The sequence below is a fragment of the Streptomyces sp. C10-9-1 genome, from assembly GCF_024497955.1.
GTDB classification, from domain to species: domain Bacteria; phylum Actinomycetota; class Actinomycetes; order Streptomycetales; family Streptomycetaceae; genus Streptomyces; species Streptomyces sanyensis.
In genome coordinates, this window is the sequence record NZ_JANHKP010000001.1 from 549,240 (window position 1) to 565,086 (window position 15,847).

A 15,847-nucleotide genomic window follows, 5' to 3' on the forward strand; every position below is an offset into this window, starting at 1 on the left:
GGCATCGGCCCCGCGGCGCCCGCGGGTCCCCCCTCGGCGCCCCGGGGCGGGAGGGGCCGAAGGGGACGGGGCAGGCCCCCGGAGCCCCTATCGTGGGGCCATGACCGTGCCCGAGCTGATCCGCATCGTCTCCCGCTCCTCGCCGATGGCCCTCGCCCAGGTGGAGCGCGTACGCGCAGAACTCGCCGCCCGCCACCCCGGTGTCCGCACCGAGGTGGTGCCCGTCACCACCACGGGTGACCGCTGGATGGGCGACCTCTCCCAGGTCGAGGGCAAGGGGGCCTTCACCAAGGAGGTCGACGCGGCGCTGCTCGCCGGCGAGGCCGACCTCGCGGTCCACTGCGTGAAGGACGTCCCGGCCGACCGGCCGCTCCCCGCGGGCACCGTGTTCGCCGCGTTCCTCGCGCGTGACGACATCCGCGACGCACTCGTCCACCCGGGCGGCCTCGGCCTGGACGCGCTCCCCGCGGGGACCCGGATCGGCACCTCCTCGGTCCGGCGCACCGCCCAACTGGCCGCCTCCCACCCGCACCTGGCGTGCGTGCCGATCCGGGGCAACGCCAACCGGCGCATGGAGAAGCTGCACGCGGGAGAGGCCGACGCGCTGCTCCTCGCCGTCTCGGGGCTGGAACGCATCGGGCGCCGGGACGTGATCAGCCAGGTGCTCCCCGTGGAGACCATGTGCCCGCCGATCGGCGCCGGGGTGCTGGCCCTCCAGTGCCGCGAGGGCGACGCGGCCGTCATCGACGCGGTCGGCCCCCTCGGCGATCCCGCCGCGCACCGGGAGACCACCGCCGAGCGGATGCTCCTCCACGTCCTCCAGGGCCACTGCAACAGCCCGATCGCGGGCTACGCGCGGTCCGAGCGGAACGGGGACCTCTCCCTGCGGGCCAAGGTGTTCACACCGGACGGCAAGACGGTGCTCAACGCGCACGAGTGGGCGGGGCCGCTCGACCCCGCGACCCTCGGGACCTCGGTGGCGGTCGCCCTCCTGCGGCAGGGCGCACGCGAGCTCATCGACGGCATCGCGCACTGAGCGGGGCACGGGAGGGGCCCCGGTCCCGGCGCGGCGGGACCGGGAGCGCCGTCTCGCCCCCTACTCCTCGAAGTAGGCGTCGAGGACGGCGTCGAGCCCCGCCTGCCACTCCCCGAGGCGGCCGCGCCGGTCGGCCTGGACCTCGTTGGTGAACCACCGGTTCGCCGCCACGTGCACCACGACGGTGAAGCGGCGCCCGAAGCGGGGCAGCTTGACCTCGACGGCGCGGACCTCGTCCCAGCCGAAGTCCGCCTCCTGGTCGTCCAGGCGGAAGACGATGCCGCCGCCGTCGGCCGTGACGGAGCCGCGCCGGTCCCGGGCCTCGAAGGAGGGGCCGGAGCCGTCGTGGGGCTCCCGCGCGGCGCCGTGCGCCTCGTCGGCGCCGTCGGCCTCGCCGCCGTCGCGGGCAGCGGCGCCCTCCGGCCCACCCGCCTCCCACTCCTCGTCGGCCCCGGGTTCCCCGTGGGTCGCGGCACCGGTGCGGTCCTCGTCCGCGGCGCCCGCGGCCGGCACCGGCGACTGCGCGAGGCCGACGAGGGGCACGAAGGACGGGTCCGTACCCACGGCGAACTCGGGCTTGGCGTTCGGATCTATGCGCTGCTCCACGGCGGGCAGTATGGACGACGAACCTGTCGGAGGCCAATGAGCGGCGCACCGGTGCGGCCGGCTCGGCACGGGCGGCGGCGGGTCCGGCGCACGGGACGGCCCGCCGTGCGCACCGGCGGGAGGCACCGGGGGCGGACGCGACCGTTCCGGTGGCTCCCTCCCCCGCCCGGGACGGATTGGCCGGAATTCGCCGCTGTCCTCCGCCCCCGGACGCGCATTACCGTGGCGGCGGACGGCACACGCAGGCGGGCGGACGGGGGACCACGGTGGGCACGGGCTCGACGACGGGAAACCTGCTGGCCGTGAGCGACCTCCACACCGCGCTCCGGGACAACAAGTCCCGTGTGGACGCGGTGCGCCCGCGCACGCCCGGCGACTGGCTCCTCGTCGCGGGAGACGTGGCCGAGCTGACCACGGACATCGAGACGACGCTGCGCACCCTGGCGGACCGGTTCGCCAGAGTGGTGTGGGCCCCGGGCAACCACGAGCTGTGGACGGTCGGCGCGGACCCGGTGCAACTGCGGGGCGAGAAGCGCTACCGGTACCTGGTGGACATGTGCCGCGCCATGGGGGTCGTCACCCCCGAGGACCCCTACCCCGTCTGGGAGGGGCCGGGCGGTCCGCTCACCGTGGCGCCCCTGTTCCTGCTGTACGACTACTCGTTCCGGACCCCCACCGCCTCGACCAGGGAGGAGTCCCTGGCACAGGCCGAGGAGGCGGGCATCGTGTGCACGGACGAGTTCGTCCTCGACCCCGAGCCCCATCCCTCGCGGGACGCGTGGTGCCGTGCCCGGGTCGCCGCCACGGAGCCGCGCCTGGCCGCGGTCGACCCCTCGGCGCCCCTGGTGATGGTGAACCACTTCCCGCTCGTCCGGGAACCCACCCGGGTGCTGCGCCATCCCGAGTTCGCCCAGTGGTGCGGCACGGAGCTCACCGCCGACTGGCATGTGCGCTTCCCCACCGCCGCGGTGGTCTACGGCCACCTGCACATCCCGCGCACCACCTGGCACGACGGGGTCCGCTTCGAGGAGGTCTCGCTCGGCTACCCGCGCGAGTGGCGCCGGCGCGGGGTCGCCGAGGACCAGGACCCGTGCCGGCTCGTCTTCCCGGTGGAGGCGGCGTGATCGGGGCCCTCCTCCCGCCCGGCGTCCACCACGCCGAGGCCTTCGCGGACGACGAGGAGCCGGGCCGGTTCCCCGAGGAGACCGCCCTGGTGGAGCGTGCCGTGCCCGCCCGCCGCCGGGAGTTCGCCACCGTGCGGCGCTGCGCCCGCACCGCGCTGGCGGAGCTGGGGGTGCCGCCCGCGCCGCTGCTGAAGGGCCGTCGCGGCGAGCCCCTGTGGCCGCACGGGGTGGTGGGCAGTATGACGCACTGCGCCGGGTACCGCGGGGCGGTGGTCGCCGCGGCCGCCGGTGTCGCCTCGCTCGGGATCGACGCAGAGCCCGACGAACCGCTCCCCGACGGGGTGCTGAAGCTGGTCTCGGTCGCCGAGGAGCGCGAGCGGCTGGCGGCGGAGCCCTCCCCCGCCCCGGGGGTCTGCGGCGACCGCCTGCTGTTCTGCGCGAAGGAGGCCGTCTTCAAGACGTGGTACCCGCTGATGCGGCAGGAGCTGGACTTCCACCAGGCGTCGGTGCGCTTCCACCGGACCGGCGAGGCCTGCGGCACCTTCCACGCCGCGCTCCTGGTGCCGGGCCCGCAGGTGGCGGGGCGCCGCCTCGACGGGCTGAGCGGCCGCTGGACCGCCCGGGACGGCCTGCTGCTCACCGCCGTCACCCTCCTCGCGGACGGGACCCATCCGCAGGGCACGTCCTCCGGCAGGGGCGGCGCGGCCGCGGGCTCCCCGGCCGCGGCACCCCTCTGAGGGTCCGTCCGGGGGTGCGGGCGGGGCCTGCCGGGCCGCACGCGGTGTGCCCGGCGGCCCCGCGCTCCTGCCGCCGTGCCCGCCGGTGCCCGGAGCGGCTCCCGGCCCAAGGCGCCCGCGCCCCCTTCCGCGCCCCCGGTCCGCTGCCGTGCGCCGTCGGGCGGTCTTGGGGGGCCGGATTCGGACACGTAGTATCGCCTCGTCACTACCGCGACGGGAGACAGGAAGCCGGTGCGATTCCGGCACGGTCCCGCCACTGTGACCGGGGAGTGGAACCCTGCGGACGGCCACGGCGCGCAGCGCGGGAAGGCCAGGGGGAACGTCGATCCGGGAGTCAGGAAACTGACCCGTCGCGGGCCCGGTCCAAGGAGCGCGGACTCCGCAGGAGGCTTCACGTGTACGACGACGTCACCCGTCGCCCGGCCATGCCCATATCCCCCCTTTCCCCCCACTCCCCCGGCGCCCGCCACGCCCCGGCGCGCGACCGCCGGGGCGTCCCGGGGCGCCGCACGGCGTGGGTGCTGGCCGCGGCGCTCACCGCCGGGCTCCTCGCCGGCTGCGGCACCCAGGAGAGCGGCGGCGCCCGCGACGCGGACGCCCGTGCCGCCGCCGAGGGCTTCCCCGTCACCGTCGAGAACTGCGGCACACGCACCACCTACCGGGAACCGCCCTCGCGCGCCGTCACCATCCACCAGCACCCGGCGGAGCTGATGCTGGCCCTGGGGCTCCAGGACCGGATGGTCGGCACCGCCTTCCCCGACTCGGCGGTGCTCCCCCAGTACGCGGACGCCTTCGGCGCCATCCCCGAACTGGCCGAGCGGGAGCCCTCGTTCGAGACGGTGCTGGAAGCCGAGCCCGACTTCGTCTACGGCGGCTACGGCAGCGCCTTCGACGAGAAGGAGGGCCGCTCGCGCAGGGCCTTCTCCGACGCGGGCATCGACACCTACCTCAACCGCGAGTACTGCGGCGAGGACGAGGTGCACATCGCCGACGCCTACGACGAGATCCGCACCGTGGGCAGCATCTTCGGAGTCGACGAGCGCGCCGAGAAGCTGGTGGCCGGGCTGAAGGCCCGGGTGGACGAGGCCACCTCCGCCGTGGACGGCGTGGACCCGGTGTCCGTGTTCGTCTACGACAGCGGCGACAAGGCGCCGTTCACGGCGGGCGGCAAGGGCCTGGGCACCGAGATCATCCGCCTCGCGGGCGGCCGCAACGTCTTCGACGACCTCGACGCGGTCTTCGGCGACGCCTCCTGGGAGCAGGTCGTCGCGCGGAAGCCCGAGGTCATCGCGATCTACGACTACGCCGGGTCCGGCAGCGTCGAGGAGAAGAAGGAGTTCCTGCTCGCTCAGCCCGCGCTCGCCGATGTGCCGGCCGTCCGCGACAGGCGCTTCGTGGTGCTGCCGCTGACCGCGACGCTGGTCGGGGTGCGTCCGCCGCTGGCGGTCGAGGAGATCGCCCGCGCGCTCCACCCCCAGCGGTTCGCGTGAGGCCGCGGGGCGCCGTGGGTGCGGCCCCCGCCGGCACCGGGCAGCGCGGCCCCGGCCCCGAGCCGGGGCCGCCGCCGCACCCCGCCGGCGGGCGGACGGCCGCCACCGGCCGGGCCGCTGCCGGCGGGCGCGGCGGCCGCCTGGCACCCGTCCTGCTCACCGCGCTGCTGCTCGTCTCCGTCACGGCGGGGCTGGGGGTCGGGTCGGTGCACGTACCCCCGGGCGAGGTGTGGGGCATCGTGACGCATGCGCTGGGCGCCGACTGGGCCGAGCCCGCGTGGTCCCGGGTACGGGAGACGATCGTGCTCGACGTCCGCGCGCCGCGGGTGCTGCTCGGCGTGGTCACGGGAGCGGGGCTCGCCGTGGTGGGGGCCGCCATGCAGGCGCTGGTCCGCAACCCCCTGGCCGAGCCCTACCTGCTCGGGGTGTCCTCGGGCGCCTCGCTCGGTGCCGTGATCGTGGTCGTCACCGGGGCCGGGCTCCTCGGCCCGGTGTCCCTGTCGGCCGCCGCCTTCGCCGGGGCGCTGCTGTCCATGCTGCTGGTGTACACGACGGCACGGGCGGGCGGGCGGATCACCTCCATGCGGTTGATCCTCGCCGGGGTCGCGGTCGCCGCCGTGCTGACGGCGCTGATGGACCTGGTGCTGCTCACCTCCGACCGGGCCAACCACGCCCGGGAGGTGCTCGCCTGGACGCTCGGCGGCCTCGGCGGGGTCCACTGGGGCAGCCTGTGGCTGCCCGCGGTCGCGCTGCTGCTGGGCATCGGCGTGCTGACGGTGCAGGCACGGTCGCTGAACCTGCTGCTCGCGGGCGAGGAGGCCGCGGCCACCATGGGTCTGGACGTGGCACGCTTCCGGGCCCGGATGTTCGTGCTGCTGTCCCTGGTGACCGGCTGCCTGGTGGCCGCCGCCGGGCCCATCGGCTTCGTGGGGCTGATGATGCCGCACATCGTGCGGCTGTTCGTCGGCGGCGACCACCGGCGGGTGCTGCCGACGGCGGCCCTCGCCGGAGCCTGCTTCCTCGTCTGGGCGGACATCGCCGCACGGACGGTGGCCGCACCGATGGAGATTCCCGTGGGCGTGCTGACCGCGCTGTGCGGCGGGCCGTTCTTCCTGTGGCTGATGCGCCGGGACGCGCGGCGGGGCGACGAGCGGGGGCGGGCATGAGCGCGGCAGGACTGACCGTCGAGGACCTCACCCTGAGCGCAGGGGCCCGCCGGGTGGTCCAGGACGTCTCCCTGGCCGCCGCCCCCGGCGAGGTGGTCGGCCTGGTCGGCCCCAACGGCAGCGGCAAGTCGAGCCTGCTGCGGGCGGTCTACCGGGTCCTGCGTCCCGACGAGGGGCGCATCCGGGTGGACGGCGACGACCCCTGGAGGATGACCGCACGGACGCTGGCGCGCACCCTTGCCGCCGTGGTGCAGGACCCGGGTGCGGCCTTCGACCTGACCGTGCGCGACGTGGTGGCCATGGGCAGGACGCCCCACAAGCGGCTCCTGGACGGGGACACCGCCGAGGACGCGCGGCTGGTCGCCGCCGCGCTGTCGGCCGTGGACGCCGAGGACCTGGCCGACCGCGGCTTCGACCGGCTGTCGGGCGGTGAGCGGCAGCGGGTGCTGATCGCCCGGGCACTGGCCCAGGAGCCGGCGCTGCTGGTGATGGACGAACCGACCAACCACCTGGACGTGCGGCACCAGTTGCAGGTGCTCGGCCTGGTGCGCAGGCTGCCCGCCACGGTGCTGGTGGCCCTGCACGACCTCAATCTGGCCGCCTACTACTGCGACCGCATCCACGTGCTGCGGGCGGGGCGGATCGTGGCCTCGGGCACGCCCCCGGAGGTCCTCACCCCGCGTCTGCTGGAGGAGGTGTACGGAGTGGTGGGCGAGGTGCGGGTGCATCCCCGGACCGGGGCGCCGCAGGTCACCTTCCTGCCGGACGAGGCGGACCGGGAGGCCGCCGCGTCCGGTGCGCAGGACGGCTGACGTCGGCTCAGGCGTCCCTGGCGGGCCGGGTCGCGGTGAGGGTGACCGTCGCCATGCCCATCTCGACCAGCCCGGGCCGCGAGAGCCGGTCGAGCACGGTCGGGACGTCCCCGGGGAGGACACCGGGCAGCTCCCCGATGCCCGGGGCGAGGTGAGCGACGGTCAGGCGCCAGAAGCGGCCCATCGGGGTGTCGTGTGCCACGGTCGGGACCGTGGTGCGCAGGGTGACGTCCGTGAGGCCGTGGGCGGCGGCGGTCCGGGGGAGGTCGGGGCCCCAGTCGGTGCAGTCGGTGCCGAGGCGGTCGGCCAGGACCTGCAGGGCGCCCAGCGAGACCCGCCGGTAGTGCGGGTCCCGTGCGGCCTCCAGGGGGAACCGGGCGGGTTCCTCGACGACGAGGCGGCCGCCCGGGGCCAGCCACCGGACGATCCGGCCGAAGACCTCCCGGCGGGTGGGCAGGTGGTGGAGCAGGTAGCGGACGTGGACGACGTCGAAGAGGCCGTCGGGGAAGTCGTCGGCCGTGGCGTCGTGGCGGAGGACCTCCAGCCGGTCCCCGCGTACCGCCTCCAGGAAGCGGAGGTCGAGCTCCGTCGCGGTCACCCGGGCGGAGGGGAAGAGGTCGAGCATCCGCAGGGCCACGCTGCCGGTACCGGCGGCGAGTTCCAGGCAGCGGCGGACCGGGCGGGAGGAGGGCCCGCCCGTGGTGAGGGCCTCGACGGAGACCGGGTCCAGGACCTCGGCCAGGGCTGCCAGGCGCGCCGCCTCGTCCGCCCCGGTGTGGCTGAAGATGCGGTCGCCGTAGCGCTCGGCGTGCGTGGTCATCGGGTCCTCCCGGGCATGGGTGCGGTGACGGGGGTGAGATCGGCGGGCGAGAGGGTGCCGGGGCCGCGGTGGCCGGTGAGGGCGAGCGCCCCGGTGAACTCGGACTCCAGGCACCGCAGGACGTGGGAGACGCCGTCCTGTCCGCCGACGGCGAGGCCGTAGAGCCAGGGCCTCCCGATCATGACGGCGCTCGCGCCCAGCGCGAGGGCGATCAGGACGTCGGTCCCGGTGCGGACGCCCGAGTCGAAGAGGACGGGCAGCCGGCCGGCGACGGCCTCGACCACGCCGGGCAGGCAGTCGAGAGCGGCCGTGCCGCTGTCGAGCTGGCGCCCGCCGTGGTTGGAGACGACGAGCGCGTCGGCACCCGCGTCCGCCAGAAGCGCCGCCTCGTCCGGCCGGCAGACCCCTTTCACGACCACGGGCAGGTCCGTCCAGGCGCGCAGCAGCGCGAGGTCCCCCGGGTGGAGGGCGGGGCGGGTGTAGAGGCGGTTCCAGGCGGCCGCGGCGGCCGGGACCTCGGCCGGGTCGAGGGCGGCACCGCCCGGGACCGGCCGGGCGCCGATTCCGGCGAGCTCGCGGAAGCGGGGGTCGGACACGTAGTTCCCGAGGCCGTGACCGTGCCGGAAGGGGAAGAACCCGGAGTCGAGTTCACGGGTGCGCCAGCCGGCGACATGGCAGTCGCCCTGGAGCACGAGGGCGGTGTATCCGGCGTTCTCCGCGCGTTCGACGAGCGAACGCGCCAGCTTCTCGTCGTCGGGCCAGGCGAACTGGAACCAGCGGCGGCCCCGGGGGGCCGCCGCGGCGACCTCCTCCAGCGAGGTCGAGGTGGCCGAGGACAGCACCTGGACGACCCCCGCGTCGGCGGCGGCACGGGCCGCCGCCCGCTCGGCCTCGGGGTGGGCCAGGTCGGCCACCCCGGCGGGGGCGAGCATCACCGGCACGGACATGGGGGTGCCCAGCACCGTGCAGGACGGATCGCAGCCCGTTCCGTCGCGCAGGATGCGGTAGTTCAGCCCCCAGCGGGCGAAGGCGTCCTCGTTGGCGGCGACGGTGCGCTCTCTTCCCGCACCGCCCGCGATGTAGTCGAAATACGGTCGCGGCAGGATGTCGCGGGCGGCATCCACCAGCCCTTGGACGGTGAACGGAAAGGGGCTTCCTCCATCGGCGAAGACCTGACTCTGGTAGCCGCCCGTGTAGGACATCGCGGATTCCTCCCCCGTTGCGAAGACGACGCCGATTCTGACCGCGAGAGGGGAGGGGTTCAAGGGCGCACGGAGCGGGCGCCCCGGATTCACGAATTCCGCTCCCCCTGGCCCGCGTGGCGGGGAACAGGGCCCCACCGAAGCCAAACCACCACTTCAGGACGACCTTTGGCGACGGGGGGAAGAATCGGGGGTTGAACCCGGATCCGCTGCGAAATCGACGTCCGAGGCCCGTTGTTCCACGAATCCGGCTTGCCCCGGCCGGCGCCCGGAGAGGCGCGCAGCAAAGCCTCAGAGCACCGGATGCAGGCATTCCGGCCTCTGTTTCCGGCCGATTCCCGGGGGCTCTGAAAAGCGGGCCCCTTAGGCTCGTCGCGCGATCGGGTCGCGGAAAAGCGGCCCGTCACGCGACCGGGTTGCGCGACGGTCACCCGCCACGCGCCGCCCTCGTCCGCCGCCGGGCGCCGTGACCGCGACCCGCGCCGGGACCCTCCCGGTACGGGCCGGGTGCGTGGACGGCGCGGCGACGCACCCCCGCGCGGGCGCGCCCGGCCCGCCACGACCACCCACGAAGGGACCAGGACCCTGCAGAGCGATCTGACGACCCGTGGCACGCCCGTCGACGAGCGCTACGGCGACCGGCTGTTCAACGGCGCGGGGGACGGGGAGCTGGCGCGCCTCACCGCCTTGGCGCAGGCGTTCGACCCCGCCACCCGGCACCGGTTGGGCGCACTGGGGATCCGGCCCGGATGGCGCTGCTTGGACGTCGGCGCGGGGCCGGGCAGCATCACCGGCTGGCTCGCACAGCGGACGGGCGACGGAGGAGAGGTCCTCGCCGTCGACCGGGACACCCGGTTCCTCGAGCCGCTGAGGCGGCAGGGCATCGGCGTCCTCCGGGCGGATCTGCTGGACCCGGCGACCGACCCCGGCCTGTTCGACCTGATCCACGCCCGGTTCGTGGTGATGCACATCCGCGAACGCGGGCAGGTGCTGCGGCGGCTGGCGTCCTGGCTGCGGCCGGGTGGCCTGCTCGTGGTCGGCGACAACGCCGACCTGGGCACACCCGGATCGCCGAACGCACGGTACCGCGCCACCATGGGCGCGCTCTGGCTCGCCCTGGAGCAGGCCATCGGCACCGACGTCGACCACGGCCGACGCCTTCCCTCCGCTCTGGCGGCCGCGGGGCTGGTCGACATCGGGGCGGCGGTGGACGTCCCGCCCGTCGGACCCGGCACCCCGATGTCGAGGTTCTGGCGGCTCACCCTCGCCCAGGCACGCCCCCTCGTCGTGGCCACCGGCCTGGCGGACCACGCGGACGTCGACGCGGTGGAGGCGTACCTGGAGGCCCCGGACACCTGGGACCTGTCCCTCGGCCTGGTCACGGCATGGGGCCGGCGTCCCCGCGCCGAGTAGGGCGGGCGCCCCGGCCGCGGGGGATTCCCGTGCGGCACCGCCGACGCCGACGGGCGGACGACGGGCGGACGACGGGCGGACGGGGAGACGGCGGGCGGACGGGCGCGAGGCGCCCGGCGGGGGTTCCCCGCCGGGCGCCTCGCGCGGGCCGGACGAACCTTCGGCCCGTCAGGACGCCCCGCACAGCGCGATCGCCTGCACCTTGCCCTTGACCTGCTGCGCCACCCAGCCGTCACCCGAGCCGGACGGGGAGCTGGTGCGCACGTAGTCGTAGATGTTCCCGCCGTTCGCGCGGTGGAAGGTGTTGGAGAAGAAGCCGCCTCCGACGACCCTGCTGCCGGAGGGGCAGGTCGCCTTGACCGCCTGCGCGTCGCCGCTCGGCTCGCTCACCACCACACCCGGCGCCTCGTCCGCGGGCACACACAGCGCCACCGCCTGCACCTTCCCCTTCATCTGCTGCGCCAGCCAGGCGTCACCCGCACGCGACGGGGAGTTCGCGAGCACCGCGTCGTACATCGTGCCGCCGTTGGCGTAGTGGAAGGTGTTCGAGAAGAAGCCGCCTCCGACGACCCTGCTGCCGGCGGGACAGGTCGCCTTCGCCGTCTGCGCGTCGCCACTCGGCTCGCTCACCACCACACCCGGCGCCCGCTCCGCGGGCACACACAGCGCCACCGCCTGCACCTTCCCCTTGACCTGCTGCGCCAGCCAGGCGTCACCCGCACGCGACGGGGAGCTGCTGCGCACGTAGTCGTAGATCGTGCCGCCGTTGGCGTAGTGGAAGGTGTTGGAGAAGAAGCCGCCTCCGGCGACCCTGGTGCCGGAGGGGCACGTGGCCTTCGCCGTCTGCGCGTCGCCGCTCGGCTCACTGACCGCCACGCTCGGCGCCTCCTCCGCGGGCACGCACAGGGCGACGGCCTGCGCCGTGCCCTTCAGCTGCTGCACGGTCCACCCGTCGCCCGCGCGCGTGGGCGCGTTCGCCCGCACCGCGTCGTAGATGTCGCCGCCGTTGGCGTAGTGGAAGGTGTTGGAGAAGTGGCCGCCTCCGGCCACCCTGGTGCCGGAGGGGCACGTCGCCTTCGACGCCTGCCCGTCCGCGCTCGACGGACCGACCACCACCTGCGGCGCGGTGGGTGCGGCGGCGGGCCGCGCCCCGGCGGGCGCCGCCCCGGTGAGCAGGAGCAGCGGCAGCACCGCGGCGGCGGCGCAGAGCCGGACCCGGGCAGGAGCCAGTGCGTTCATGTGGGGGAGCTTCCTTCCTCGGCCGCGACCCGCCCGCTGCGGATCGCCACCGCTGCGGACTCCCCGCCCCCACCCCCGCCAAACACCCTGAGTAGTTGCACAACTCCTGTGAGTGACATTCGTCGTATCGCATGGACCGGGGAAAGGATTCGCCCACCTCGACACCGACCGCGGCGGCGACGCCGCGGTGCCCGGTCAGCCCCGGACCCCCCGCACCGGGGCGCCGCCCCGTCGCCGGTGGAGCACGCACTCCCCGCACATCCCGGCACCGGGTGCGCGGTAGTACAGGCAGCAGCTGCCCCGCCGGTAGGCGAGCGGGTCCCGGTCGAGGACCCCCTCCCCCGCCATCGGCTCCCGGTCGAGGAGCGCGCCGGCCAGGGCCACCGGGTCGCCCCCGGCGCCGGGGGCGCGCTCGCCGAGCACCCGGGCGGCACCGACCAGGGCCGAGGCCGCATTGCCGCGCAGGGTCAGCGGGGAGAGGGTGAAGTGGCGGCGCAGGGCCGCGGCGAAGGGCTCCAGGTTGCGCACCATCACGGTGTCGTGGAGCGCGTCCACGAGAGCCGCCGGGGACGGCTCCTCCGCGGCGGTCCCGGATGGCGGTGCGGTCGCGGGCCCGGGCAGCCAGAGTTCCATCGGGCCCGCCGCGGGCGTCCGCCACAGCAGCCGGCCGGGGGCGAGGTCGGGCACCCGCCCGGTGAGCACGGCCGCCCCCAGGGCGACGGACCAGAGCCGGGCGGCGGTGCCGATGTGCAGGGTGGAGGCGGCGACGCGCCGCTGGTCGGAGCCGAGCCGCCGGCCGACCTCCGCCACGTACTCCTCCAGCACGCGCCGGTCACCGTAGAGGGCGGAGAGCGGCCGGAACCCGGTCGCGTCGGGCCGCTCGCCTGCCGTGACCGCGAAGTAGGGCCCGACCGCCGCCACTCGCGCCAGCAGTTCCGGGGTCACCGCCCGGCCCCGGCGCGAGCGGTGCGGACCACCGCGCGGGGCCCGGTCCGCCGGGGCGTTGCGCCGCGCCGCGGATCGTCGTACCAGGGGCTGCCGCCGGGGAGGCACACGGTGCCACCGTCCTCTCTCGGGGAACTCCGCCCCGGGGTGCCGAGGTGCGACGGCGTCAGTCTCCTGACTCGGGATCGACGCTCCCCCGGCCTTCCGGCCCCTCGCACGGGCCGTGGCCGCGGCGGGTCGCTCCCCCTTCACAGTGGCGGTACCGTGCCGGATTCCCACCGGCTTCCTGCGCGCCGTCGCCTGTCCGGCGCAGCATCCCAGACGCGGCGCTCGGCGCGCCACCGGGCCTGCCGGGGGGCGGGGACGGCGGCGCCCGCGCGCGGAGCGGTTGCCACCTCCGGAAAATATACCCATAGGGGTATCCTGGGTCAGGGTGGAAGACGGAGGACGGGAGGAAACCCGGTGAAAGTAGAAGAAGAGGCGGCCCCCGCGGTCCTCAACCGCCTGCGCCGCGCCCAGGGCCAGCTCGCCGGTGTCATCGCCATGATCGAGTCGGGCCGGGACTGCCGGGACGTCGTCACCCAGCTGGCCGCGGTCTCCCGCGCGCTGGACCGCGCCGGGTTCAAGATCGTGGCCAGTGGGATGCGCCAGTGCCTGACCGACCCCGGCGAGGAGGCGCAGCCGCTGACGGAGCAGGAGCTGGAGAAGCTGTTCCTGGCCCTGGCCTGAACTCCGCGGCGCACGCTCCGGAGCCCCGGCCGACCACCGGACCGCCGCCCCCGGAGCAGGGCGCGGCGGGTGGTCGTGCGCGGCCGGGCCCGGTTCAGTCCCCGGCGGTACGCCCCGGCCCGGCCTCGGCCGGGTCGGGAGCCGGTGCGGCGCGGGGACCGGCGACCCTGCCGCCCTCCGGCCCCTCTCCCGGTGCCGCGTCCCGGCGGTCGGGCCCGGACCCGGTGTCATCCTCGTCGCCGCCGGGGATGCCCGCCAGGTCGTCCACATGGAACATGCGCGCGATGGGCACGTCGGTGCTGCTGTGGGCGACGATCGACGCCGCGATGCAGACGGCGATCAGCGTGTACGCCTCCTCGCCCTGCGGGATCCCCGCCTGGAGCACCAGCAGGCCGTAGACCACCGAGGCGAAGCCCTTGGGCCCGAACCACGCCGCGACCAGCTTCTCCCGCCGTGTGAAGCGCGTCCCCACCAGCGACAGCAGCAGCGAGGCCGGGCGGATCAGCACGATGGCGAGGAAGACCGCCGCGTACCCGCCGAGGGACAGGTCGCCGAAGAGCTGCGGGGTGAGCAGCGCACCGAAGACGAGCAGCGCGGCGAACTTGGCGAGTTCGGCCAGCGCCTCGCCGAGCGGCTCGAAGGCGGACTTGGCCTCCGGGGAGACGGCGGTGAGCACCGCACCGGCGGAGAAGGCCGCGAGGTAGGGGTTGGCGTGGGTGAGGTGGCACAGGCCGTAGAGGATGACGCCGATCGCGAGCGGCAGCAGGGGCTGCAGCTTCGGCTCCGGACCCAGCAGGCGGAAGCGCACCAGGTAGTTGACGAACAGCGGCAGGACCACGCCGAAGGCCAGTCCCAGCCCGAGCTCCAGGGCGATCTTGGCGGGCGAGGACTCCGCGCTGCCGGCCGTCGGACCGGCGGCCGCGATGAGCAGCAGGACCACGGGGAGCGCCAGCCCGTCGTTGATGCCGCTCTCCACGTTGAGCAGCTGGCGGAGCTTGGCCGGGACCTCCTTGCGTCCGACGATCGCCGAGGCGAACACCGGATCGGTGGGGGCGAGGACGGCTCCCACGAGGAAGGAGGTCGTCCAGTCCAGTCCGACCAGGTAGTGCGCGATCACGGCCATGCCGACCAGCGCGAGCGGCATGCCGAGGCTCAGCGCCCTGGCCGGGTTGCGCCAGTTGCGGCGCAGCGCCGGGAGGGAGACGTGCATGCCGTCGGTGAAGAGCACGGCGAAGAGGGCGAGGTCCGCGGTGACGCCCACGATGCCGCTGTCGGGCGTGACGTGGATCAGCCCGAGGAACCCGTCGCTGACGAGGGCGCCGCCGACGAGGAAGAGCAGCGAGGTGGAGAGCACCGTCCGGGCGGCCAGGCCCGAGAGGAGCACGGCGATGAGCAGCGCCGCTCCGAAGACAGCGACAAGGACCATGACCTGGACTTCCGTTCGGCGAGTGCGGCCGCCCGCCGGTCGTGGCCCGGTGCCGGCCGACCGGTCGCCACCCGTCGGCCACCGCGGTCCCGGTCCGCGGGAACACGCCCCCGGACGACCGCTGTCGGCACCCTCCCGGCCGCGTCGCGGACGGCGGAGCCGCGGCCGGGCGGCACGACGGTAGCGCAGCGCGCCCCCCGGTGGGCTACCGGGGTCCCGCGTGGCGCGCGGGCGCCTCCGGGGCCCCGGGGGCGCCCGCGGCCGTACTCCGTCAACTCCCTCGCCCCTGGCCCGGGTCCGGTTGCCGCGGTGCCCGGTACCGGGGGTACGGAGTGCGCGCCTCCTTGATAGGCAAGCAGATGCTTGCCTATGGTGGGGGTGTGGCCGACGACGTCTTCAGAGCCCTCGCCGACCCCACCCGCCGCACCATCCTCGACGAGCTCGCCGAGAGATCCGGGCAGACACTCTTCGAGATCTGCGGGCGGTTGAGCACGAAGCACCGGCTCGGCCTCTCGCGCCAGGCGGTCTCCCAGCATCTGGCGGTGCTGGAGGCCGCGGGTCTCGTCGAGACCCGGCGGGAGGGCCGCTGCAAGTTCCACGAACTGAACACGGCCCCGCTGCGGCGGATCACCGAGCGGTGGCTCGGACCCGGCACCGCGGGCCCCGAGGGGAGTTCCTCTTGAAGATCCATCTGACCAGCGTCTTCGTCGACGACCAGACCAGGGCGGAGCACTTCTACACCGAGATCCTCGGCTTCGTGAAGAAGCAGGACGTACCGGTGGGCGGGACGGACCGGTGGCTGACCGTCGTCTCCCCCGACGAGACCGGCGGGGCCGAACTCCTCCTGGAGCCCGCCCGCCACCCGGCCGTGGGCCCCTACCGCGAGGCGCTGGTCCGGGACGGCATCCCGCTCGCCCAGTTCGCCGTCGAGGACGTGTACGCGGAGCACGCGCGCCTGAGCGGTCTCGGCGTGCGCTTCACCCAGGACCCGCTGGAGGCGGGGCCCGTCACGACCGCCGTCTTCGACGACACCTGCGGCAACCTGATCCAGATCGCGACCGTCCCGCGGTAGCGGGCGCCGGGCCCGCGCCCGGCCGGAACG

Annotated in this window: 16 protein-coding genes and 2 riboswitches; of the genes, 10 read left to right on the forward strand and 6 right to left on the reverse strand. The window is 75.3% G+C overall.

The features are described from left to right. Positions 1-100: 100 nt before the first annotated feature. Positions 101-1,036, forward strand: a complete 936-nt coding sequence (hemC, locus tag NPS70_RS02290; RefSeq protein ID WP_256522046.1) for a hydroxymethylbilane synthase — start codon at positions 101-103, stop codon at positions 1,034-1,036. Between the two features lie 60 nt (positions 1,037-1,096). On the opposite strand, the gene NPS70_RS02295 is transcribed toward hemC, so the two are convergent. Then, positions 1,097-1,642 carry a hypothetical protein gene (locus NPS70_RS02295; RefSeq protein ID WP_256522048.1) on the reverse strand — a complete coding sequence of 182 codons (546 nt, stop codon included), beginning with the start codon at positions 1,640-1,642 and terminating at the stop codon, positions 1,097-1,099. A gap of 302 nt (positions 1,643-1,944) precedes the next feature. Between NPS70_RS02295 and NPS70_RS02300 the strand changes: the two genes are divergently transcribed. The 5 genes from NPS70_RS02300 to NPS70_RS02320 all read left to right on the forward strand — a co-directional run bounded on the left by NPS70_RS02300 (position 1,945) and on the right by NPS70_RS02320 (position 6,971). Next, entirely contained in the window at positions 1,945-2,766 is an 822-nt protein-coding gene (locus NPS70_RS02300; protein ID WP_256522049.1) for a metallophosphoesterase, read from the forward strand. Beyond that, a complete protein-coding gene (locus NPS70_RS02305) occupies positions 2,763-3,503 on the forward strand; it encodes a 4'-phosphopantetheinyl transferase superfamily protein (protein WP_256522051.1) in 741 nt (246 codons plus the stop codon). Before NPS70_RS02300 ends, NPS70_RS02305 begins: the two co-directional genes overlap by 4 nt. A 220-nt stretch (positions 3,504-3,723) precedes the next feature. After that, positions 3,724-3,848: riboswitch (cobalamin riboswitch) on the forward strand. 80 nt (positions 3,849-3,928) lie between these two features. Further along, the gene (locus tag NPS70_RS02310; RefSeq protein ID WP_374211921.1) at positions 3,929-4,993 is read left to right on the forward strand and encodes an ABC transporter substrate-binding protein; all 1,065 of its coding nucleotides are present in this window, start codon (positions 3,929-3,931) and stop codon (positions 4,991-4,993) included. A gap of 14 nt (positions 4,994-5,007) precedes the next feature. Beyond that, on the forward strand, positions 5,008-6,159 hold the full coding sequence (locus NPS70_RS02315; protein WP_256522054.1) for an iron ABC transporter permease: 1,152 nt from the start codon (positions 5,008-5,010) through the stop codon (positions 6,157-6,159). Beyond that, on the forward strand, positions 6,156-6,971 hold the full coding sequence (locus NPS70_RS02320; protein WP_256522055.1) for an ABC transporter ATP-binding protein: 816 nt from the start codon (positions 6,156-6,158) through the stop codon (positions 6,969-6,971). Before NPS70_RS02315 ends, NPS70_RS02320 begins: the two co-directional genes overlap by 4 nt. Before the next feature lie 7 nt (positions 6,972-6,978). Here the strand turns inward: NPS70_RS02320 and NPS70_RS02325 are convergent, their stop codons facing one another. Further along, on the reverse strand, positions 6,979-7,791 hold the full coding sequence (locus NPS70_RS02325; protein WP_256522056.1) for a class I SAM-dependent methyltransferase: 813 nt from the start codon (positions 7,789-7,791) through the stop codon (positions 6,979-6,981). Then, positions 7,788-8,993 carry an alpha-hydroxy-acid oxidizing protein gene (locus tag NPS70_RS02330; protein WP_256522058.1) on the reverse strand — a complete coding sequence of 402 codons (1,206 nt, stop codon included), beginning with the start codon at positions 8,991-8,993 and terminating at the stop codon, positions 7,788-7,790. Before NPS70_RS02330 ends, NPS70_RS02325 begins: the two co-directional genes overlap by 4 nt. A 507-nt stretch (positions 8,994-9,500) precedes the next feature. Between NPS70_RS02330 and NPS70_RS28440 the strand changes: the two genes are divergently transcribed. After that, the gene (locus tag NPS70_RS28440; RefSeq protein WP_308314969.1) at positions 9,501-10,406 is read left to right on the forward strand and encodes a class I SAM-dependent methyltransferase; all 906 of its coding nucleotides are present in this window, start codon (positions 9,501-9,503) and stop codon (positions 10,404-10,406) included. Between the two features lie 168 nt (positions 10,407-10,574). Here NPS70_RS28440 and NPS70_RS02345 read toward each other — a convergent pair whose 3' ends face one another. Both NPS70_RS02345 and NPS70_RS02350 read right to left on the reverse strand, forming a co-directional pair. Beyond that, the gene (locus NPS70_RS02345; RefSeq protein ID WP_256522060.1) at positions 10,575-11,645 is read right to left on the reverse strand and encodes a hypothetical protein; all 1,071 of its coding nucleotides are present in this window, start codon (positions 11,643-11,645) and stop codon (positions 10,575-10,577) included. A gap of 195 nt (positions 11,646-11,840) precedes the next feature. Continuing rightward, complete coding sequence (locus NPS70_RS02350) at positions 11,841-12,590, reverse strand: (2Fe-2S)-binding protein (RefSeq protein ID WP_256522061.1); 750 nt, start codon at positions 12,588-12,590, stop codon at positions 11,841-11,843. A 167-nt stretch (positions 12,591-12,757) separates the two neighbouring features. Further along, positions 12,758-12,879, reverse strand: a riboswitch (cobalamin riboswitch). Positions 12,880-13,052: 173 nt separating this feature from the next. On the opposite strand from NPS70_RS02350, the gene NPS70_RS02355 reads away from it, so the two are divergent. Continuing rightward, positions 13,053-13,319, forward strand: coding sequence for a metal-sensitive transcriptional regulator (locus NPS70_RS02355; protein WP_256522063.1), 267 nt, complete (start codon positions 13,053-13,055; stop codon positions 13,317-13,319). Between the two features lie 94 nt (positions 13,320-13,413). Here the strand turns inward: NPS70_RS02355 and NPS70_RS02360 are convergent, their stop codons facing one another. After that, positions 13,414-14,745: a sodium:proton antiporter gene (locus NPS70_RS02360; RefSeq protein ID WP_256522064.1), complete on the reverse strand. Its 1,332-nt coding sequence runs from the start codon at positions 14,743-14,745 to the stop codon at positions 13,414-13,416. Between the two features lie 380 nt (positions 14,746-15,125). On the opposite strand from NPS70_RS02360, the gene NPS70_RS02365 reads away from it, so the two are divergent. Next, entirely contained in the window at positions 15,126-15,428 is a 303-nt protein-coding gene (locus NPS70_RS02365; protein WP_256522066.1) for a metalloregulator ArsR/SmtB family transcription factor, read from the forward strand. Next, the gene (locus NPS70_RS02370; protein WP_256522067.1) at positions 15,425-15,817 is read left to right on the forward strand and encodes a VOC family protein; all 393 of its coding nucleotides are present in this window, start codon (positions 15,425-15,427) and stop codon (positions 15,815-15,817) included. The genes NPS70_RS02365 and NPS70_RS02370 overlap by 4 nt, the downstream gene beginning before the upstream one ends. The last annotated feature ends 30 nt before the right edge of the window (positions 15,818-15,847 follow it).